This is a genomic window from Pseudonocardia sp. Ae150A_Ps1 (genome assembly GCF_001932315.1).
Taxonomy (GTDB): Bacteria; Actinomycetota; Actinomycetes; order Mycobacteriales; family Pseudonocardiaceae; genus Pseudonocardia.
Window position 1 is genome coordinate 5334757 of the sequence record NZ_MCIJ01000001.1, and the last position, 20500, is coordinate 5355256.

The 20500-nt window shown below is 71.9% G+C and carries 18 protein-coding genes, 1 tRNA gene and 1 pseudogene; 13 read left to right on the forward strand and 7 right to left on the reverse strand.

Translation table 11 applies throughout. The features are described 5' to 3' along the window. Positions 1–59: 59 nt before the first annotated feature. The 3 genes from Ae150APs1_RS25135 to Ae150APs1_RS25145 all read right to left on the reverse strand — a co-directional run bounded on the left by Ae150APs1_RS25135 (position 60) and on the right by Ae150APs1_RS25145 (position 3454). Complete coding sequence (locus Ae150APs1_RS25135; protein WP_075300701.1) at positions 60–1040, reverse strand: beta-ketoacyl-ACP synthase III; 981 nt, start codon at positions 1038–1040, stop codon at positions 60–62. A 5-nt stretch (positions 1041–1045) separates the two neighbouring features. Continuing rightward, the gene (locus Ae150APs1_RS25140) at positions 1046–1969 is read right to left on the reverse strand and encodes an ACP S-malonyltransferase (protein ID WP_010231567.1); all 924 of its coding nucleotides are present in this window, start codon (positions 1967–1969) and stop codon (positions 1046–1048) included. A 162-nt stretch (positions 1970–2131) separates the two neighbouring features. Then, complete coding sequence (locus Ae150APs1_RS25145) at positions 2132–3454, reverse strand: helix-turn-helix domain-containing protein (protein WP_075300703.1); 1323 nt, start codon at positions 3452–3454, stop codon at positions 2132–2134. A gap of 9 nt (positions 3455–3463) precedes the next feature. On the opposite strand from Ae150APs1_RS25145, the gene Ae150APs1_RS25150 reads away from it, so the two are divergent. After that, positions 3464–4243 (forward strand): pirin family protein, encoded by a 780-nt coding sequence (locus Ae150APs1_RS25150; RefSeq protein ID WP_075302583.1) that lies wholly within the window; start codon positions 3464–3466, stop codon positions 4241–4243. A 63-nt stretch (positions 4244–4306) separates the two neighbouring features. Here Ae150APs1_RS25150 and Ae150APs1_RS25155 read toward each other — a convergent pair whose 3' ends face one another. After that, complete coding sequence (locus tag Ae150APs1_RS25155; protein WP_010227688.1) at positions 4307–4510, reverse strand: cold-shock protein; 204 nt, start codon at positions 4508–4510, stop codon at positions 4307–4309. 235 nt (positions 4511–4745) lie between these two features. Further along, complete coding sequence (aceE, locus tag Ae150APs1_RS25160) at positions 4746–7526, reverse strand: pyruvate dehydrogenase (acetyl-transferring), homodimeric type (protein ID WP_170918129.1); 2781 nt, start codon at positions 7524–7526, stop codon at positions 4746–4748. Between the two features lie 416 nt (positions 7527–7942). Here aceE and Ae150APs1_RS25165 point away from each other — a divergent pair, with 416 nt between their 5' ends. The 3 genes from Ae150APs1_RS25165 to Ae150APs1_RS25175 all read left to right on the forward strand — a co-directional run bounded on the left by Ae150APs1_RS25165 (position 7943) and on the right by Ae150APs1_RS25175 (position 8926). Then, a complete protein-coding gene (locus Ae150APs1_RS25165) occupies positions 7943–8374 on the forward strand; it encodes a DUF3052 domain-containing protein (RefSeq protein WP_010227692.1) in 432 nt (143 codons plus the stop codon). Next, a complete protein-coding gene (locus Ae150APs1_RS25170; protein WP_075300707.1) occupies positions 8371–8832 on the forward strand; it encodes a peroxiredoxin in 462 nt (153 codons plus the stop codon). The genes Ae150APs1_RS25165 and Ae150APs1_RS25170 overlap by 4 nt, the downstream gene beginning before the upstream one ends. Positions 8833–8854: 22 nt before the next feature. Next, positions 8855–8926, forward strand: a tRNA-Val gene (locus Ae150APs1_RS25175). A gap of 160 nt (positions 8927–9086) precedes the next feature. Here Ae150APs1_RS25175 and Ae150APs1_RS25180 read toward each other — a convergent pair. Further along, a complete protein-coding gene (locus tag Ae150APs1_RS25180; protein ID WP_170918130.1) occupies positions 9087–9680 on the reverse strand; it encodes a TetR/AcrR family transcriptional regulator in 594 nt (197 codons plus the stop codon). Positions 9681–9786: 106 nt separating this feature from the next. Between Ae150APs1_RS25180 and Ae150APs1_RS25185 the strand changes: the two genes are divergently transcribed. Together Ae150APs1_RS25185 and Ae150APs1_RS25190 are read left to right on the forward strand one after the other, a co-directional pair. Then, positions 9787–10617 (forward strand): alpha/beta hydrolase fold domain-containing protein, encoded by an 831-nt coding sequence (locus tag Ae150APs1_RS25185; RefSeq protein ID WP_075300711.1) that lies wholly within the window; start codon positions 9787–9789, stop codon positions 10615–10617. 377 nt (positions 10618–10994) lie between these two features. Continuing rightward, positions 10995–11897 (forward strand): LysR family transcriptional regulator, encoded by a 903-nt coding sequence (locus tag Ae150APs1_RS25190; RefSeq protein ID WP_075300713.1) that lies wholly within the window; start codon positions 10995–10997, stop codon positions 11895–11897. Here the strand turns inward: Ae150APs1_RS25190 and Ae150APs1_RS25195 are convergent. Further along, on the reverse strand, positions 11894–12802 hold the full coding sequence (locus tag Ae150APs1_RS25195) for a LysR family transcriptional regulator (protein WP_075300715.1): 909 nt from the start codon (positions 12800–12802) through the stop codon (positions 11894–11896). The two genes, Ae150APs1_RS25190 and Ae150APs1_RS25195, sit on opposite strands and share 4 nt — an antisense overlap. Positions 12803–12970: 168 nt before the next feature. Between Ae150APs1_RS25195 and Ae150APs1_RS25200 the strand changes: the two genes are divergently transcribed. From Ae150APs1_RS25200 to Ae150APs1_RS25225, 7 genes and pseudogenes are all read left to right on the forward strand, one after another. Then, positions 12971–14341, forward strand: a complete 1371-nt coding sequence (locus Ae150APs1_RS25200) for a long-chain fatty acid--CoA ligase (RefSeq protein ID WP_139317057.1) — start codon at positions 12971–12973, stop codon at positions 14339–14341. Further along, positions 14266–14640, forward strand: a complete 375-nt coding sequence (locus Ae150APs1_RS31480) for a fatty acid--CoA ligase family protein (protein ID WP_139317058.1) — start codon at positions 14266–14268, stop codon at positions 14638–14640. Before Ae150APs1_RS25200 ends, Ae150APs1_RS31480 begins: the two co-directional genes overlap by 76 nt. Continuing rightward, positions 14633–15799, forward strand: a complete 1167-nt coding sequence (locus Ae150APs1_RS25205) for a thiolase family protein (protein WP_075300717.1) — start codon at positions 14633–14635, stop codon at positions 15797–15799. Before Ae150APs1_RS31480 ends, Ae150APs1_RS25205 begins: the two co-directional genes overlap by 8 nt. Positions 15800–15956: 157 nt before the next feature. After that, a pseudogene (locus Ae150APs1_RS25210) lies at positions 15957–17074 on the forward strand (CoA transferase). A gap of 63 nt (positions 17075–17137) precedes the next feature. Then, a complete protein-coding gene (locus Ae150APs1_RS25215) occupies positions 17138–17911 on the forward strand; it encodes an SDR family NAD(P)-dependent oxidoreductase (RefSeq protein ID WP_010227720.1) in 774 nt (257 codons plus the stop codon). Between the two features lie 167 nt (positions 17912–18078). Then, a complete protein-coding gene (locus Ae150APs1_RS25220; RefSeq protein WP_075300719.1) occupies positions 18079–19341 on the forward strand; it encodes an MFS transporter in 1263 nt (420 codons plus the stop codon). Next, a complete protein-coding gene (locus Ae150APs1_RS25225) occupies positions 19338–20492 on the forward strand; it encodes an acyl-CoA dehydrogenase family protein (RefSeq protein ID WP_075300721.1) in 1155 nt (384 codons plus the stop codon). Before Ae150APs1_RS25220 ends, Ae150APs1_RS25225 begins: the two co-directional genes overlap by 4 nt. Positions 20493–20500: the final 8 nt, after the last annotated feature.

Genomic DNA, 20500 nt, shown 5'->3' on the forward strand with positions numbered 1-20500 from the left:
ATCTCCTTGCGAGGTGGGGTCGGTTTCGGGTGTGGTGCCAGGACGGCGGCTGCCCTGCGTCACGGGCAGACGACGACCTGTCCGGCGTAGGACAGACCTGCGCCGAAGCCTACGAGGAGCAGCACGTCGCCGGACCGTACCCGGCCGGCGGCGCGCATGTGGTCCAGCGCCATCGGGATGGACGCGGACGAGGTGTTGCCGGAGTGCACGATGTCGTCGGCGACGACCATGTCCTCCCGCGCACCCTTGGTGCGCAGCTTGCGCGCGATCGCCTCGACGATCCGCAGGTTCGCCTGGTGCGGGATCAGGACGTCGATGTCGGCCGGGGTCAGCCCGGCCCGGTCGATCGCGTCCAGGGCGATCGGCGCGATCGCGGTGGTGGCCCAGCGGAAGACCGCCTGGCCCTCCTGGTGCAGCTTCTCGGTGGTCTCGCCGAGGATCCGGATCGCGGAGGCGAGGTCGCCCGCGCTGCCCCAGCTGACCGGCCCGATCCCGACGGCGTCGTCGGTCTCGGCCGGTCCGACCAGGGCCGCAGCCGCGCCGTCGGCGAAGATGATGCAGGTCGAGCGGTCGTCCCAGTCGATCCAGTCGGACAGCTTCTCGGCGCCGATCACGAGCACGTGCTTCGCGCTGCCCGCCCGCACCATGTCCGAGGCGACGCCGAGGCCGTAGGAGAAGCCGGCGCAGGCGGCGTTGAGGTCGAACGCGGCGACCCCGTTCGCGCCCAGCGCGGTGCCGACCTGCGCGGCGGCGTTCGGGATCGGGTTGGGCATGGTGCAGGTCGCGACGATGACGGCGTCCAGGTCGGCGGGGTCGAAGCCCGCGTCCTTGAGCGCGGCCCGCCCGGCCTCGACCGCCATGTCCGGGAGCGACGTCGCGGCGTCGGCGATCCGGCGCTCGACGATGCCGACCCGCGAGCGGATCCACGCGTCGTCGGTCTCGACCCGCTTCTCCAGGTCGGCGTTGGTCACGACCTGCTCGGGCTGGGCGCTGCCGATCCCGAGGATGCGTGCCCCGGTGACGGGCGACGAGAGACGCATGCGACTCACTTTCCGTGTTCGGCGACGAGCTCGGCGGCCGCGCCGAGCTGCTCGGGGGTCTTGACCGCCAGGGTGGGCGTGCCCTTCACGGCCCGCTTGACCATGCCGGTCAGCGTGGCGCCGGGCGGGAGCTCCAGGGTCGCACCGACGCCGTGGCCCGCCAGCGACGCCATGCACAGGTCCCAGCGCACCGGGCGGGTCACCTGGGCGACCAGCCGCTCCAGCACGGCGGCACCCGAGGTGACCGTCCCGCCGTCGGCGTTGGACAGCAGCACCAGATCGGGGTCGGCGACCCGGACCGACGACGCGTGCGCCTCCAGCGCGGCGCGGGCCGGCTCCATGTGCGCGGTGTGGAACGCGCCGGCCACCGGGATCTCCCGGACGCGCGCGCCCTCCGGCGGCGTGGCGACCAGCTCGGCGATCGCGTCCTTCGCGCCGGCCGCGACGATCTGACCGGCACCGTTGCGGTTGGCCGGGTCCAGCCCGAGGTCGGTGAGCCGGGCCAGCACGACCTCCTCGTCACCGCCGAGGACGGCGGCCATCGAGGTCGGCGTGACGGCGCAGGCGGCGGCCATCTCACGCCCGCGCACCCCGGCGAGGGCGACGGCGGCGTCGTCGGTCAGGACGCCCGCGATCGCGGCGGCGGTGATCTCCCCGATCGAGTGCCCCGCGACGACGGTGCCCGCCGGCAGCTCCACGGTCTCCCGCAGCCGTCGCGCGGCCAGCAGCCCGAGCGTGACGATCAGCGGCTGGGTGACCGCGGTGTCGGTGATCTCCTCGGCGTCCGCGGTGGTGCCCAGGCGGACCAGGTCCAGCCCGACCGCGTCGGACCAGCCGGCGACGGCCTTCTCGGCGGCCGGGTCCTCCAGCCACGGGGAGAGCATGCCGGGGGTCTGGGCCCCCTGGCCGGGAGCGAGCAGGGCGATCACCGGGACATCACACACCTCACGGGGGCGGCGACGGGATATCGGTTACGACGAACTTCGCCCCACCCGTGTTGGAGGTTTCCTCCAACAGTGAGGTGTGACCGAGCCCTCGTTACCGGTCCGTAGGCGCCGATGTTTGTAGGGTTCACGACATCGTCCATCCGATCACCGCCGGGTTCCGGTAGCGACGGCGGGGGTCGGCCCGGGCGTGTCGGACAGGCGATCCGCGTTCCCGGCGCTCCCCTCGTCGCCGGCGCCGTCGAGCGGGGTGAGCGGCCCGACGGCCGGGAGTCCCTCCCCGGCCCTGCCCATCCGGTCCGCGACCAGCGCCGCGCGCAGCACGAACGCCTCCCGCGGGTCGGTGGGCGCCAGCCCCGAGAGCTCACCGATCCGCCGCAGCCGGTACCGGACGGTGTTCGGGTGCACGTACAGCGTCCGGGCGCAGCCCTCCAGGCTCGCCCCGCCCTCCAGGTAGGCGGCCAGGGTGCGCAGGAGCTCGCCGCCGGCGTCGTGCAGCGGGGCGAGGACGTCCTCGGCGAGCCGCTGCCGGGCGGTCGCGTCGCCGCAGAGGGCGCGCTCGGGGAGCAGGTCGGCGGCGTCGACGGGGCGCGGCGGGTCCGGGTGCCCGGGCGCCGCGGCCAGCCCGGCGAGCGCCTCGGCGACGGCCGCCCCGGCACCGGCGAGATCGGGGCTCGGCGGCCCGGCGACGACCGGCCCCGGCCCGAAGTGCGTGGCGACCTCGGTGAGCACGCCCGCGGAGCCGCGGGCGGCGCGCCCGGTGGCGTGGAGCAGCACGACCAGCCGTCGTCCCTGCACGCCGACCAGCACCTCGTGCCCGAGCCGCGCCGCGAGCCTGCGCAGCTCCACGATGAGCTGCGGCGACTCCGACCCGGACCCGGGCACGCTGCCGACCAGGCACTGCACCGGGACCGCCGGGTTCCAGCCGAGCGCCGCGGCGCGGGAGACGAGCGCCCCGTCGACGTCGCCGCGCAGCACCGCGTCGACGACGAGGGCCTCCAGCCGGGCGTCCCACGCGCCGCGGGACTCGGCGGCTCCGGCGTAGACGGTGGCCGCCGCGAACGCGATCTCCCGCCCGAAGCGCAGCACCGCCTCGGTCAGCTCGTGGCGTTCGGCGGCGTCCGCCGCGAGCGGGGGCAGGTGCTGCTCGAAGACGTCGGCGGCGATCCGCACCAGCTCGACGGTCTGGCGCAGGCTGATCCGGCGGGCCAGGTCACGCGGGGCGATCCGGAACGCCTCGGCGGTCAGCGGGGTCGTGCGGTCGGGTTCGCGGAGCCACGACACGAAGTTCGCGACGCCGGTCTGCGTCACCAGGGCGACGCCCGCGCGCTGGTCGGCGGGCAGCCGCGCGAACCACGGGCGGCGCCGTTCCATCTCCGCCAGGCACGCACCGGCGAGCTGCGACGAGGCGAGCTCGAGGCGGCGCAACGTCGCGGCCGCGACCGGGGGGCGGTGCACGTCGGGCAGCATGACACGACGATGGGCGCCTACACAGACCACGACCGGCACGTCACCCTGCACCGCGCCGGTGAGCGGTTCCGCACCGCGACCGGCTGGCTGGACTCGCGGCACAGCTTCTCGGCCGGCGCGCACTACGACCCGGACAACACCCACTTCGGGCTGCTCCTGCTGCACAACGAGGACCGGGTGACACCGGGGCGGGGCTACGACGAGCACCCGCACCGCGACACCGAGATCCTCACCTGGGTGCTGGAGGGGGAGCTGGAGCACCGCGACAGCGGCAGCGGCCGGCTGGAGCGGGTCGGCCCCGGCGCGGTGCAGCGGCTCGGTGCGGGCTCGGGAGTGCGGCACTCCGAGCACGCGACACCGGAGCGCGGCGTGCGTTTCGTGCAGATGTGGGTGGTGCCCGACGCCCCGGGCGGGGACCCCGAGTACCAGGTGCGGGACGCGCTCGGCGTCGACGACGGCACGGCCGTCCTGGCGTCCGGGCTGGCGCGGCACCGGGACGTGGCGGTGCTCCCGCTGCGTCAGCGGCACGCGGCACTCGGCGTCGTCCGGCTGCGGGCGGGGCAGGGCGCGCAGCTGCCCGCGGCGCCGTTCGTGCACGCCTTCGTGGCGCGCGGGAGCGCGGGACTGGAGTCCGCGACCGTCGCCCCAGGGGACGGCACGGGCCCACCGGCGCTGGACGCCGGTGACGCGGCCAGGATCGTCGACGACGGGGGCCGGCGGCTCACCGCCGGCCCGGAGGGCGCGGAGATCCTGGTGTGGGAGATGCACGGCGCCCTGGGCCGGGAGTGACGGCGGGCGCCGTGGATCACGGCCCGGGCGTCGCCGCGCGGGCCGTCCTGGTGACGGGTGCGCTCAGAGCGGCGTGACGCCGCTGGCCTGCGGGCCCTTCTGGCCCTGCTCGATGTCGAACGACACGCGCTGGCCCTCGTCGAGGGTCTTGTAACCCTGGGTCTGGATCGCCGAGTAGTGCACGAACACGTCTGCACCACCACCGTCGGGAGCGAGGAAGCCGTAGCCCTTCTCGCTGTTGAACCACTTGACGGTGCCTTCTGCCATTCCTGCTCCCTCGTTCATCGGCCCGGCGCACCTCGCACCGCGACCGCCGGCCAGCGGCGCACACGGTCCACGCCCTGGTCGCGACGGCGATCCGTCGTGGAATGTGATCACGACGACCGTCCGTGGCGAGGAGACTATCGTGATCTGCGCCGCCCTGGGAGGGGCGAAATGCACCACGGGCCCGCCCCGTCCCCGGACCGGGGGAGGGGCGGGCCCGTGAGGGTGCCGGACGGGGTCAGGCGACGCCGGAGTCGCTGGTCTGCGGCCCGGCGGCCCGGGGGTCGTCGATCTTGTAGCCGGCCGCGGCCTCGGCCGCGGTCTCGGACTTGATCTGGCCCTGCCCGGCGAGCGCCGAGAGGGCACCGACGACGATCGACTCGGCGTCGACGGCGAAGTGCCGCCGCACGGCCGGGCGGGTGTCGGACAGGCCGAACCCGTCGGTGCCGAGCGAGAGGAACGGCGCCGGGGACCACTGGCGGATCTGGTCCGGGACGGCCCGCATCCAGTCCGAGACGGCGACGACCGGGGCCTCGCCGTGCTCGCCCTCGCCGAGCTTGTTCATCACGTAGGGGGCGACCGGGGTGTCGCCGGGCTTGAGCAGGTTCTGGTGCTCGGCCTCGACGCCGTCGCGGCGCAGCTCGCCCCACGAGGTGACCGACCAGACCTCGGCCCGGACGTACCATTCGTCGGCGAGCATGTCCCGGGCCCGCAGCGCCCACGGGACCGAGACGCCGGAGGCGAGCAGCCGCACGACCGGACCGTTGCCCTCCGGTGCCTGCTCGACGCGGTGCAGGCCGCGCAGGATGCCCTCGGCGTCGACACCCTCGGGCTCCTTGGGGTGGACGTAGGGCTCGTTGTAGACGGTCAGGTAGTAGATGACGTTCTCGGCGTCCTCGCCCACCATGCGGCGCAGGCCGTCCTTCATGATGTGCGCGACCTCGTAGGAGTACGCCGGGTCGTAGGCGACGATCGCCGGGTTGGTCGCGGCCAGCAGCAGCGAGTGCCCGTCGTTGTGCTGCAGGCCCTCACCGGTCAGGGTCGTCCGGCCTGCGGTGGCGCCGACGAGGAAGCCGCGGGCCATCTGGTCCGAGGCGGCCCAGATCGAGTCGCCGGTCCGCTGGAACCCGAACATCGAGTAGAAGATGTAGACCGGGATCATCGGCTCGCCGTGCGTGGCGTAGGAGGTTCCCGCCGCGGTGAAGGACCCGACCGAACCGGCCTCGTTGATGCCCTCGTGCAGGATCTGGCCCTGCTCGGACTCCTTGTAGGCGAGCATCAGGTCGGCGTCGACCGACGTGTAGTTCTGCCCGTTCGGGTTGTAGATCTTCTGGCTCGGGAACATCGAGTCCATACCGAAGGTACGGGCCTCGTCCGGGATGATCGGCACGAACCGGCCGCCGATCTCCTTGTCCTTGATCAGCTCGCGGAGCAGCCGGACGAACGCCATCGTCGTGGCGACCTCCTGCTTGCCCGAGCCCTTCTTGGCGATGTCGTAGACCTTGTCGCCGGGGAACACGAGCGGCTTGCTCGTGGTGCGCCGCGAGGGCAGCGGCCCGCCCAGCTGGCGGCGGCGGTCGCGCAGGTAGCGGATCGCGTCGTCGTTCTCGCCGGGGTGGTAGTACGGCGGCAGGTACGGGTCCGCCTCGAGCTGCTTGTCCGAGATCGGGATCCGCTGCTCGTCGCGGAACTGCTTGAGGTCGTCGAGCGTGAGCTTCTTCATCTGGTGGGTGGCGTTGCGGCCCGCGAAGTGCGTGCCCAGGCCGTACCCCTTGATCGTCTTCGCCAGGATGACGGTCGGCTGGCCGTGGTGCGCGGTCGCCGCGGCGTAGGCGGCGTGCACCTTGCGGTAGTCGTGACCACCGCGCTTGAGCTTCCAGATCTCGGCGTCCGACATCGGCTCGACGAGCGACTTGGTGCGCGGGTCGCGGCCGAAGAAGTGGTCGCGGACGTACGCGCCGTCGTTGGCCTTGTAGGTCTGGTAGTCGCCGTCCGGCGTGGTGTTCATCAGGTTGATCAGCGCGCCGTCACGGTCGGCGTGCAGCAGCGAGTCCCACTCGCGGCCCCAGATGACCTTGATGACGTTCCAGCCGGCGCCCCGGAAGAACGACTCCAGCTCCTGGATGATCTTGCCGTTGCCGCGGACCGGGCCGTCGAGGCGCTGCAGGTTGCAGTTGACGACGAAGGTCAGGTTGTCGAGGCCCTCGTTCGCCGCGACGTGGATCATGCCGCGCGACTCCGGCTCGTCCATCTCGCCGTCGCCGAGGAAGGCCCACACGTGCTGGTCGTCGGTGTTCGAGAAGCCGCGGTCGCCGAGGTACCGGTTGAACCGGGCCTGCATGATCGCGTTCATCGGGCCGATGCCCATCGAGACCGTGGGGAACTCCCAGAAGTCCGGCATCAGTCGCGGGTGCGGGTACGACGGCAGCCCGCCGCCCGGGCCCGCGTGGCTCAGCTCCTGGCGGAACCCGTCGAGGCGGTCCTCGGAGAGGCGGCCCTCCAGGAACGCGCGCGCGTAGATGCCGGGGGAGGCGTGCCCCTGGATGTAGATCTGGTCCCCGCCGCCGGCGTGGTCCTTGCCGCGGAAGAAGTGGTTGAAGCCGACCTCGTAGAGCGTCGCGGACGACGCGTACGACGAGATGTGCCCGCCGACGCCGATGCCCGGCCGCTGCGCGCGGTGCACGGTCATCGCCGCGTTCCAGCGCAGCCAGCGCCGGTAGGTCCGCTCGACGTCCTCGTCACCCGGGAACCAGGGCTCCTGGTCGGTCGGGATCGTGTTGACGTAGTCGGTGGTGGTGAGCGACGGGACGCCGACGTGCTTCTCGCGCGCACGCTGCAGCATCGTCAGCATCAGGTAGCGGGCACGCTGCTGCCCGGCGTTGTCCAGGACCGCGTCGAAGGACTCGAGCCACTCGGCCGTCTCCTCCGGATCGATGTCCGGCAGGTGGGCCGCAAGCCCGCCCCGGATGACGTTGACGCGGCGTGGCTCGTCGCCCGCCCTGCTGCTCTGCGCGGTCAAGGGTTCTCCCTGCCTGGTCAGTCGGTGGCCGGGGTACCCGGCCCTGTATTCCTCACGTGCCGCCGTGCCCCTGGCCCCCGGATCTGCGGGGCGGCAGGACGCGGAGCCGCCGACCGGATCGAGCGGACGTGATGGTGTCCATCGTGCCCGTTCCGGCTCGGGCCCGAAACTCGCATCGACGAGGGACGATCCGGTTACGAGGCGTTCCGGCGAGGATAGGTACTACTCGTACGTAACTGAACGGAAGGTCGGGTGACCTGCTTCTCCCGCCGCCCCGGTGCCCCGCATCGGGTACGCACAGTTGCGCCGGGTCGCGCCCGCGTGTTCGGATGCCGCATCCGATTTCGCGTGAAGGGTGGCGCCCGCACGTGGAACCGATGACGATGGACTGCGTGAGCAGCGTGAGAGGGGAACGAGTGGTGACCGCGGCTGATGCCGGTGCGTCCGACATCGCGGGGAAGCTCGGCATCGAGCCGGGCCAGATCGTCCAGGAGCTGGGATACGACACCGATGTCGACGAGCAGGTGAGAGACGCCGTCGAGGAGATCACCGGTGAGGAGCTGCTGGACGAGGACGCCCAGGAGGTCATCGACGTCGTCCTCCTCTGGTTCCGTGAGGGTGACGGAGACCTCGTCGACACCCTCGTCGACGCCCGGACTCCACTGGCCGACGACGGCGTGGTCTGGGTGCTGACACCCAAGACCGGCCGGGACGGGCACCTCCAGCCGTCCGAGATCGCCGAGGCGGCCCCCACCGCCGGCCTGTCCCAGACGTCCAACGCGACCCTCGGTGACGACTGGGTGGGCTCGAAGCTCGTCCCGCCGAAGCAGGGCAAGGGCAAGCGCTGACCGTCGCCGTCGGGTCGGTGGCGCCGGCCTTCGAGCTCCCCGACCAGAACCGCACTCCGGTGTCGCTGGAGTCGGTCCTGGGATCGGGGCGCTCGGCGCTGCTGGTCTTCTACCCGTTCGCGTTCTCCGGGATCTGCGGCGGGGAGCTCTCCGCCGTGCAGTCCTCGCTCGCGGACTTCCAGAACTCCTCGACGCAGGTGCTGGCGATCTCGTGCGACCCGACGTTCGCGCTGGGAGCGTGGGCGTCGTCGGCGGGGTTCACGTTCCCGCTGCTGTCGGACTTCTGGCCGCACGGCGACGTGGCGTCGTCCTACGGGGTGTTCAACCCGGCCAAGGGGATGGCGGTGCGGGGGACGTTCCTCGTCGCCCCGGACGGCCGCGTCTCGTTCGCCGAGGTGAACCAGCCGGGGGAGCCGCGGGACCAGGACGGGTGGAGACGGGCGCTCTCGGTCGTGTGAGAGTGTTTCCTCGTTCGTTCGAGGGCGCGTAGCTCAGCGGGAGAGCACTCGGTTTACACCCGAGCGGTCGCAGGTTCGAACCCTGCCGCGCCCACCCCTCTGCCCAGTATTTCCCTCATCTCATGATCACGAAGCTCTGCTCGTGGAGTCGTTTCGTGGTGTGAACCTCTCGTGCGCCGCTCCACGGGACGGCATGGGGGACACGCGGACGGCCGCGCGGGACCATCGAGGAGCCGCCGTCGTGCCAGGGGCCGTCACGGCTCGAAGATCTCCAGGCGGTGCAGCGCTCCTTCAGTGGCCGCGCCGCCGAGATGGGTCTGGTCGACGATGACACCGAAGATCACCAGCAGGAGGAGCGAGGCACCGTCGTCAGGAGTCATGCTGGGCGGCAGGGTCCCGGCCTGTTCCATCCGGCCGGTGAGTGTCGTGAGCCTGCGGCGCCCCACCGCGAGTGCTCGGCGGGCGCGGTCCCCGACCTCACGGCTGCCCAGGGCCTCGGCCCAGATGTGGACGACCAGGCCCTGCAGGCCGTACCGGCGGTCGTAGGTGTCGTCGTCGAGGATGTCGACGAACGCCTGGAGCGTCTCGCGCGGAGTCGGCGCCGGATCGCGGCCTAGCAGGCCGGCGAGTACGACGGCGAATTCGGCGAGCGCCTCCTCGACCGCCGCAGCGACCATCTCGTCCTTGGTCCGGACGTAGCTGTAGACCACGCTCGACGACCAGCCGGTCTCGGCGACGACATCGTCGACGGTGGTCGCGTGGAAGCCGGTGCGGGCGAAGCAGCGGAACGCGCTGTCGAGGACATGTCGACGCCGCTCCGCTCTCAGCGCATCGCTCAACCGGGGCATGATCGCCATGGTAGGCGCGGAGCGGTTGCGCGGGATCGCCCGCCGCCATAGCGTCAAAACGAGTCAATCGTTTCGATTTGTAGGCCCCTACCGGAACGGAGTCGCCGTGGCGACCTCTGCACCGTCCACCCCCGCCGTCGCGGAGCTGTGGCCCGGCGGCGAGCTGCCGCCGTCGCTCCGCGAGCCCGCTCCGGGCGCACGGGTCGTGCTGTACCTGCACGGTGGGGCGTTCCTGTTCGACGAGGAACCCGATCTCTACGCCGTCCGGGTCGCTGCCGCTCTCGATCGCCCGGTGCTGATGCTCCACTACCGGGTCGGCGCGGAGAATCCGTTCCCCGCCGCGAGCGACGACACCATCGCCGCGTACAGGCTCCTGCTCGACGCCGGCTGGGCCCCGGGCGACATCCTGGTCCTCGGCCACTCCGCAGGCGGCACGCTGGGGCTGACCCTGCTCACCCGGTCCTCCGAGCACGGTCTGCCGATACCTGCCGGCGTGGTGTCGCTGTCGGCCTTCCTCGACTTCACGCTCACCCAGCAGTCGCTCGCCGACAACGACGGCCTGGACCAGATCACGCCCGCCCAGGCTCACCGAGTCGGTCCGATGTACACGGGGTCGTCCGATCCCGGTCATCCGGCCGTGTCGCCGGCGGTGGCCTCGCCGGAGGTCTGGAGGGGCGCGCCGCCGCTGTTCCTGCTGTGCGGCGCCGACGAGCTCCTCCGCGACGACACTCTCGCGGTGGCCCGGTCGGCCGCCCGGGCCGGCTGCGAGGTCGAGCTCCGGGTGGTCGCCGGCGGTCAGCACGGGTCCGCCCAGCGTGCGCATCCGATGTCCGACCGGCTCCTCGTCGAGCTCGCTGCGTTCGCCGAGCGGTGCGACGATCCGATGCCTGCCGAACAGACGTGGATCGGGCCGTCGCTCGAGGACATGGAGCTGTAGGGGCCGAATTGCAGGCGCGATCCGGGATGCCGTCACCGGGTCGCGCGGCCGGGTCGAGCGTGCGCGGTCCGGCTCCTTCGCGCGTGCCGTCCCACCGCCGGGCCGACCGTCGGCGATCAGCTGTCGAGGCGGGTGCCGGGCCCGCGGACGGCGGTCAGCCTCCGTAGTGCGTCGAGCGGGGGTCGCGCACCACGTTCTCTGGGTCGTGCCGGTGGACGTGCGCGGCAGCTCGTCGACGACGACCGACTTGGGCGCCGTGTGGCCGGCCAGCTGCTGTCTCGGCTCGGCGAGCAGCGCGGTCTCGTCGACCGTGGCGCGTGGAGACCGGTTGTCGATCGGAAGTCCTCGGTATCCCTGAGGTTTCCTAGGATGGGTCGGTGGAGATCCGGCAGGTGCGCTACTTCCTCGCCGTGGTCGACAACGGCGGCGTCGTCAGTGCGGCAACCGCGCTGGGGTCGACCAGCTCGTCCGTGTCGCAGGGGGTCCGTGCCCTGGAGCGGACGCTGGGCGCGGAGCTCTTCCACCGGGTCGGCCGGGGCATGGTGCTCACCTCGGCCGGGCAGTCGTTCGTCGGCCCGGCCCGTCGGGTCGTGCGAAGCGCGACAGCGGCGGAGCTCGCACCGCTGGCGTCGGGTACACAGGTCGCAGGTCGTCTCGACATCCTGGCTTCGGCGTACGTGTCGGTTCACCCGGTCGCAGAGCTCGTCGGTGCGTTCCGACGCTCCTATCCCGCGGTGACCGTTCGGATGGGCTCGCTCTCGGAGGGCGATGATCCGGCCGCACTCCTGCGACAAGGGCACTGCGAGCTCGTGTTCAGCCACCTCCCCGTCATGGCTTCCGGCTTGACGGCCAGGACGCTCGGGCAGCTCGACTACGTGCTGGTCGCGCCACCCGACGCTGAGCTGCCTCCGACCTCTCGGCTGGCCCTGGCGGAACTCCCCGATCTGCCGCTCCTGCTCGTGCCACGAACGGCACCGATGCGTGTCCAGATCGAGGAGGCGCTGCACGCTGCCGGTAAGCGGACGAGGGTCGCCGTGGTCACCCATCACCGCGAGTCGCTCGACTCCCTGGTCCTCAGTGGCGTGGGTGCGACGTTCATGGAGCGCTCCAGTGCTGCCTACCTGGGCGAACGGGGCGCTCAGGTGCGCGACCTGATTCCGCCGGTACGGCGGTCTCACGGTGTGGTGTACGACCCCGCGCATCTGTCCGCGGCAGGAGCGGCGTTCCTCGAACGGGCCCTCGCATCGACCGACGGGGCGGAGTCGGGACCCGACACCTAGCGTGCTGGAAAGGCTGCCGGTCGGCCGGGCACGTTCACCGGTGACGAGCCCACGCCTGCGCACGCCATCCCTGCGGCGGCCAGGATCTCGGTCACGGCGGGCGATGGCGCGCCGCCGCGGTGGACGACGACGAACGGTCTCCGTGGCGGCGGATCGAGAGCAACGATCGTGTGGTCCGGTACGGCGCGGGCAGCGGTCCCGCGTGACATCAGCGCGGCCCCGGCGCCGCTGGAGACCAGCGCTCGCATCGCCTGCCGGTGCTCGCAGTCGACCACCACGTGGGTCAGGTACTCGCCGAGCTCGGAACGCAGCCAGCGGTCCTCGAGCTCGAGGACGAGCGGCATCTCGTTGAGCCGATGCCGTGGCAGCGGGTCCGGCAGGCTCGACCCCTCCGGGAGGACCAGGACGATCTCTTGGTCCTCACCCTGGTGGTGACAGAGCTCGTCGCCGGCGCGGACCGGACCATCGGTGATGGCGGCCTCGCAGCGGCCCGCGCGGAGATCGGTCTCCACAGCGTCCGTGGACCCGCTTCGCAGTACCACGCGCACGTCCGGAAGGCGCTCGCGCAGCCGCGCCACCAGGGCCGGCAAGGGATCCACGGCGTGCGCCGGTACCGCCGGGCCGGCCAGCTCGCCGCCCCGCAGGGACACCACGTCGCGCACGGTGCGCTGCGCACGGTCGATATCGACGAGGATCTGCCGTGCCGGTTCCAGGAGCGACCGGCCCGCGTCGGTGAGCGTCAGCGCGCGCGTCGACCGCTCGAACAGCGTCGCCCCCAGTTGCTGCTCGAGCTTGCGGATCGCGACCGAGAGGGTCGGCTGGCTGATGTAGAGCGCTCCGGCCGCTGCGGTCATCGAGCCGTGCTCGACGACGGCGAGGAAGTACTCGGCGGCTCGGCGCTCCACTCTCCGATCCTAGATCGGCCCAGGGCCGAGGTGCACCGGACAGCCCAACTCATAGCTTCTTGTGTACGGATCATTAGTTGAATGCCGCTTGTTCTATATGTGTCGAGGTCCTTGACTGGCTGAGGCCACACCGAACGGGTCGCGTGTTCGTCGAGGAGGACGTTGACGATGAAGACCGCAGGCAAGACCTGGCCGACGGGCCTGCCGCGGACGCTGGACTATCCGGCGCTCCCGATGACGGCGCTGCTGCGGGGGACCGCGAGTGCCTTTCCCGACCGGATCGCCCTGCGCGACGGCGAGGAGACCCTGACCTACGCCGAGCTGCTCGGCCGCGCCTCGGCGCTGGCACACGCACTGCGGCGGGACGGGGTCCGAGAAGGCGACGTGGTCGCGCTGCATGCTCCGAACGGCCTCTACCACCCGGTGGGTTGGTTCGGCATCCTGCTGGCCGGCGGGACGGTCTGCCTGCTCAGCCCGCTGCAGCCGGTGCCGACGCTCGCAGGGCAGTTGCGCGAGACGAACGCCGTGGCTGCCGTCACCCATCCGGCCTGCTCCGACGCCACCCGCGAGGCGGCCGCCGGCCGGCTGCAGCGGGTCGTCACCCTCCCGGGCCCGGCCGGCGGAGAGGGGGCGCCGGTCGGTGGAACGGCCTTCGACGACCTGGTCCGGGGCCTGCCGTCGGTACCCCCCGAGATCGGCGTCGGTCCGGAGGACACCGCCCTGCTCGCGTACACCGGTGGGACGACCGGAGCGCCGAAGCCGGTCCGCGTCTTGCACCGCAACTTCGTCGCGAACCTGCTCCAGATGGGCTGCTGGCGCGCCGGCGTGCTCCCCGAGGTGCACGGTCCGGAGGTCCGGCTCACGGAGATCCCCGAGAGCGAGGACTTCCCGCTACGCCTCGGCCGGTCCATCGGGCTGATCACCTCGCCGCTCTATCACCAGCACGCGCTGATGAACCTGAACCTGATGGTCACGGTCGGAGCGACGGCCGTCATCGCGGGACGGTTCGACGCGGCGCGCACCCTCGATCTCATCGAGCGGTACGGAGTGGACTACACCACCACCGCTCCGGCTGCCTACCACGCATTGCTGGACGTCCCGGACATCGCGGACCGGGACCTGTCGTCGGTCCGGGCGCTGACCAGCGGGGCGGCGCCGATGGGGGTGGCCATGCACGCCGCCCTCGGCGAAGCGTTCCCCCGTGCGGTCGTTCTGGAGGGCTACGGCCTCACCGAGGTCACCAGCACCGCGACCTTCCCACCGCCCACACCGGACACCGAACGCCGGATCGGCACTGTCGGCGTCCCCTGTTCGACACCGAGGTGGAGATCCGTGACCTGCAGGACGTCGGCCGGGCGGTGCCGGCCGGTACCGACGGTGAGATCTGGGTGCGCGGACCGCAGGTCACCGCCGGCTATCTCGGCCACCCGGAGATCACCGCGGAGCAGTTCCGGGACGGCTGGGTGCGTACCGGTGACATCGGCCGCCTCGACGCCGACGGCTACCTCGCGATCACCGGCCGGCTCAAGGAGATGCTGATCTACAAGGGCTACAACGTCTACCCGCGGGAGCTGGAGGAACTGCTGACCGCGATCGACGGGGTCCGCCAGGCCGCTGTGGTCGGCAGGCCGGAAGCCGTCGTGGGGGAGCGGCCCGTCGCGTTCGTCGTCGCGGATCCGGAGGCCGGACTCACCGGTGACGCACTGCGGGAGCAGGTCGCGAGCCGGGTGCCGCCGTACAAGCGGATCTCCGAGGTGGTCTTCGTGGACCAGCTTCCCGTCACCCCCACCGGAAAGATCCTCAAGACCGAACTGAAGGAGAGGCTGAGCCATGCGTGACGCCGTCGTCGTCGACGCGGTCTGTACCCCGATCGGCAGACGGAACGGTGCCCTGTCCGGCGTGCATCCGGTGGATCTGTCCGCCGCGGTCCTGCACGGGCTCGCCGAGCGCAACGGGCTGGACCCGTCGCTGGTGGAGGACGTCGTGTGGGGATGTGCCTCCCAGGTCGGCGAGCAGGGCGGCAACGTCGGCCGGTACGCGGCACTGGCCGCCGGCTGGCCGGAGCACGTGCCGGGCACGAGCATCGACCGTGCCTGCGGGTCGTCCCAGCAGGCGGCGACGTTCGCCGCCGCCGGGGTGATCGCGGGGCAGTACGACGTCGTCGTCTGCGGCGGTGTGGAGTCGATGTCGCGGGTGCCGATGGGATCGGCGCGGACGAACGGTCCGGGTCTGCCCTTCGGGCCCTCCGTGCGCGAGCGCTACGAGGGCGTCGAGTTCAACCAGGGTGACAGCACCGAGATCGTCGCCGAGCGCTGGGGGCTGTCCCGCGAGGCGCTCGATCTGCACGCTCTGGAGTCCCACGAGCGGGCGGGACAGGCGATCGACGGCGGCCTGTTCGAGAACGAGATCGTCCCGGTCCCGGTCCCGGGGCAGGACGGCGCCGCCGCGACCGTCGTCGACACCGACGAGGGGGTCCGCCGTGGCGGAACGCCCGAGAAGCTGGGCGCGCTCCGGCCGTCGTTCCGGGACGACGGTGTCGTCACCGCGGGCAACTCCTCGCAGATCTCCGACGGTGCCGCCGCACTGCTGGTCACGACCAGCGAGATCGCGGCCCGGCACGGCTGGCAGCCGTTGGCCCGGTTCCACTCGTTCGCCCTTGCCGGGGTCGATCCGGTGACGATGCTGACCGCCCCGATCCCGGCCACCGCTGCCGTCCTGACACGGGCCGGACTCCGGATCGAGGACGTCGGCGCCTTCGAGGTGAACGAGGCCTTCGCGTCGGTGACCTGTGCCTGGCTCGCCGACACCGGAGCGGACCCGAAGCTGCTCAACGCCCGGGGCGGGGCGATCGGACTCGGCCACCCGCTGGGTGCCTCCGGCGCCCGGCTGATGACCACACTCGTCCACCGGATGCGCGACGACGGCATCCGGTACGGACTCCAGACCATGTGCGAGGCGGGCGGGATGGCGAACGCCACCGTGCTCGAGGCGCTGTGACGGCCCCCCGACCCGGTCGGTCTGCGGGAGGCCCGTCATGACCGGCGCGCTCCCGGTGGACGATCTCGGCACCGCGCCGACGGCGGACCCGCCCGCCCTGCTGTCCGGGGTCCGGGTCCTCGACCTCACGACGTCGATCGCCGCCCCCTACGCCACGATGCTGCTCGCCGACCTCGGCGCGGAGGTGCTGAAGGTCGAGCGGCCCGGAGCCGGCGACGACAGCCGCGCCTGGGGACCGCCGTTCCTCGACGGGGAGTCGCTGTGGTTCCTCAGCGTCAACCGCTCGAAGCGCAGCATCACCCTGGACATCACCTCGGATCCCGGGCAGGAGGTGCTGCACCGCCTGGTCGCCGCCTGCGACGTGGTCGTGGTCAACATGACCGGGCGGGTCCAGCGCAAGCTGGGCCTCGACCGGGAGGCCCTCACCGCGGTCCGGCCCGACCTGGTGCACGTCTCGATCTCCGGCTACGGGCTCACGGGCGCGCACGCCGACCTGTCGGGCTACGACCTGATCGCCGAGGGCTACAGGGGATCATGGACGTCACCGGTGAGGCCGGCTCGCCCCCGCAGAAGATCGGCGCCCCGGCGGCGGACGTGCTCGCCGGGATGGACGCGGCACTGGGCGCCGTGAGCGCCCTGTTCGACCGGGCGCGAACCGGAAGGGGCCACGGGGTCGACGTCTCGCTGGTCGAGAGCATGACGCGGATGCTCACCCCGTGCATCGTCACCTACCTGGGCTCCGGTGAGGTCCCGCGCCGCGCCGGCGCGAAGGACAGCGTCATCGCCGTCTACCAGTCCTTCGACACCGCCGACCGGCCGCTCACGCTGGGGCTGGGCAACGACGGGATCTGGGCGCGGTTCTGGGAGGCCGTCGGCGACCCCGGCTTCGGTGCCGCCGGACGGTTCGTCGACAACTCCTCCCGGAGCCGGAACCGTGAGGAGATCGTCGAGCGGATCTCGGCGATCCTGCAGCAGCGTCCGCGCGCGCACTGGCTGGCGGTGTTCGCGCAGGCACGGGTACCCGCAGGCCCGATCCACTCGGTGGACGAGGTCGCCGCGGACCCCCACCTGCGGGAGCGCGGCATGTTCTATCGCATGGAACGCGGCGGTACCAGGATTCCGCAGGTCGGCCTCGGGATCCGGTTCGACGATGCGGCTCCGGCCCCGGCCGCGCCGCCCCCGGCGCTGGGAGCGGACACCGACGACGTCCTGCACGACATCGCCGGGCTCTCGCGCGACGAGATCGACGGCCTGCGCGACAAGGACGTGATCTGACATGGCCACGACCGAGACACCGGCGACCGTCCTACGGCGCCGTCGGACAGGAGGAGACGCTCTGTGAAGATCGCCGACACGTCGGTCCTGGTGACCGGCGGCGCATCCGGACTCGGCGCCGCCACCGCCGCACAGCTGGTGCGGGGCGGGGCGTACGTGACGATCACGGACCTTCCCGGGTCGGACGGTGCGGCCACGGCCGCCGCACTGGGCGCCGGCGTGCGGTTCGTGCCCGCCGACATCCGCGACGACGACCAGATCCGCCAGGCCCTCGCCGTCGCCACCGACGACGGCCGGCCCCCGCTGCGCGGTGTCGTCCACTGCGCGGGCCGCGGCGGTGACCGGCTCCGCATCCTGGATCGGGACGGCACCCCGGCCGACGTCGACCGCTTCCGCGAGGTGCTCGAGGTCAACCTGGTCGGGACCTACACCGTGCTGCGGCTGGCGGCCGAGGCGATGGCCCGCAACGAGCCCGTCGACGGTGAACGGGGCGCGATCGTCCTGACCGCCTCCGTCGCCGCCTTCGACGGACAGATCGGGCAGACCTCCTACAGCGCGTCGAAGGGCGCGGTCCACGCGATGACGATCGTCGCGGCGCGGGACCTGGCGAACCGGCTGATCCGGGTCAACACCATCGCCCCGGGTGTCTTCGACACCCCCATGCTCGCGCGGCTGCGGGACGACCTCCGGGACCAGCTGGCCGCGGGGGTACCGCATCCACGTCGGCTCGGCGACCCGGCCGACTACGCCCACATGGCCACCACGCTGCTGGAGAACGGCTACATGAACGGCGAGACCGTCAGGCTCGACGGCGCGATCCGGATGCCTCCTCGCTGAGGCCCGATCGGACGGATCCAGCAACGCACGAGACGGCGTACGACGGGATCTCTCGCTGATCGTCACGATTCCACAGGAGGAATCTGTCTTGAACGCGGTACGCACGGTCGAAGCGATGACATCGGCCCGGGGGGAGCGCGGCGAATCCCGAGCAACGGCATGGGGGGGTGACGTTCACCCTCGTCGCACTCTACGTCCTGAACTACGCGGACAAGGCGGTCCTGGGCCTGGTCGCCCAGCCGCTCTCCGAAGAACTGGGGTTGACCAGCTCCCAGATCGGCCTCATCGGCAGCGCGTTCTTCGCGGCGTTCGTCTTCAGCGGCTTCGTCGCCGGGGCGCTCACCCGGTGGATGCCGATGCGATGGATCATGGTGATCCTCTCGCTCACCTGGGCTGCCTCGATGCTCCCGGTCGTGGCGTTCGCCGGGTTCGCAGTGCTGCTCATGTCCCGGATCGCGCTCGGACTGTTCGAAGGGCCGTCGAGCGCCATCATCCACACCGCGGCCTACTCCTGGCACCCGCCGCAGAAGCGCGGCCTGCCGGGGGCGTTCATCACCGCGGGCTCGTCGATCGCCAAGATCGCACTGATCCCCGTGCTGGCGGTGATCGTCGCGACCTGGGGATGGCGGGGCGAGTTCATCGCACTGGCGATCCTCGGGCTCGCATGGTGTGCGGTCTGGCTGATGGTGTGGCGTGAGGGCCCCTACGGCGAACGCCCGGCATCGGCCGAGCCGGACGAGGCACGAGCGACGACGCTTCCGATGCCGAACGACGCACCCTGGTGGCGCATCGCCCGCACCCCGACCTTCCTGGGTGGGCTTGTCGCGGTCTTCGTGATGTACGCGCTCGTGTCCACGGTGCTCACCTGGCTCCCGTCCTACTTCGAGGTCGGTCTCGGATACGGCCGGCTGCAGGCCGGCGCGATGTTCGGGCTGCCCAGCATCGTCGGAGTGGTCGCCATGTTCGCGGCCACCGCCGTGAGCGACCGGATGCTGTCCCGGGGCGCCAGCGCCCGGATGCTGCGAGGCGTGCTCCCGGGGTGCGGGCTGCTCGTGTGCGGGGTCGCTCTGGTCGGCCTGCCCGCGATCAGCTCGCCCGTACTCGCCGTCGTCGTCGTGTCGATCGGCTATGGCGTCGGGTCGATCGTGTTCCCGCTCATCAACGCCGCGATCTCGCAGATCTGCCCGCCGCACCGGCTGGCGACCACGCTGGGGATCTTCCTGGCGCTGATGGCACTCGGCGGGCTCGTCGGCCCGTACATGACGGGTGTCATCGTGGACGGGGCCGCATCGCCGGCCGAGGGGTATGCCGCCGCGTTCCAGATCTTCGGCGTCCTGGCCCTGGTCGGCGGACTCGCCGCGCTGCTCGGGATGAACCCGGAGCGCGACGCCCGCCGGGTGCTCGGCCCGGTGCCGGCAGGTGAACGGTGACGGGCACGACCGGTCGCGCCTACGACGCCGACCACGAGGCGTTCCGGGAGGTCGTCCGGGACCTCCTGGCCAAGGAGGTCGTCCCGCACTTCGCGGAGTGGGAGTCCGCAGGTCTCGTCCCGAAGGAGATCTTCGCCCGCCTCGGCGAGCTCGGGATCCCCGGAATGCAGGTCCCCGAGGAGTACGGAGGGGGCGGCGCCACGAGCTTCCGGTTCTCCGCCGTGCTCACCGAGGAGGTCGTGCGGGCCGGGGTGCACCTCGGCGGGCTGGGGGTGCACATGAACGTCGTGCTGCCCTACCTGCTGCGGTACGCGACCGAGGAACAGCGGCGACGGTGGCTGCCCGGCATCGCCCGCGGCGAGCTGATGACCGCCATCGCCATGACCGAGCCCGGCACCGGCTCGGACCTCGCGGGAATGACGACCCGGGCCCGGCGAGCCGGCGACCGTTTCGTCCTCGACGGGGCGAAGACCTTCATCACCGGTGGCATCAACTGCGACCTGGTGCTGGTCGTCGCGCGGACCGGGAACTCGGAGAACCGCCGTCAGGGACTGTCCCTGCTGGTGGTCGAGGACGGGATGCCGGGCTTCACCCGTGGCCTCAAGCTGGACAAGCTGGGTCTGCACACCCAGGACACGGCGGAACTGTTCTTCGACGGCGTCGAGGTGCCGGAGGACAACCTGCTCGGAGAAGAGGGGCAGGCGTTCACCTACCTGACCGGGAACCTGCCCCAGGAACGGCTCGCCATCGCGCTGGGTGCGGTGGCCGCCGCCGAGACGGCACTCGACACGACGGTGGGCTACGTCAAGGAGCGCGAGGTGTTCGGCAGCTCGCTCGCGGGGTTCCAGAACACCAGGTTCGAGCTCGCGGCGTGCGGGGCCGAGGTCATGGCGGGCCGGGCGATGCTGGACCGCAGCCTGGTCGACCACGACCGCGCCGAGCTCTCGGCCGCGGACGCCGCCGCACTCAAGCTGTTCTGCACCGAGCTGCAGGGGCGTGTGCTCGATCGGTGCCTTCAGCTGTTCGGTGGCTACGGCTACATCCGCGACTACCCGATCGCCCGGCTGTATGCCGACGCGCGGGTCTCCCGCATCTACGGCGGGACGAGCGAGGTCATGAAAACGATCATCGCCAAGTCCCTGGGACTCTGACACCGAGG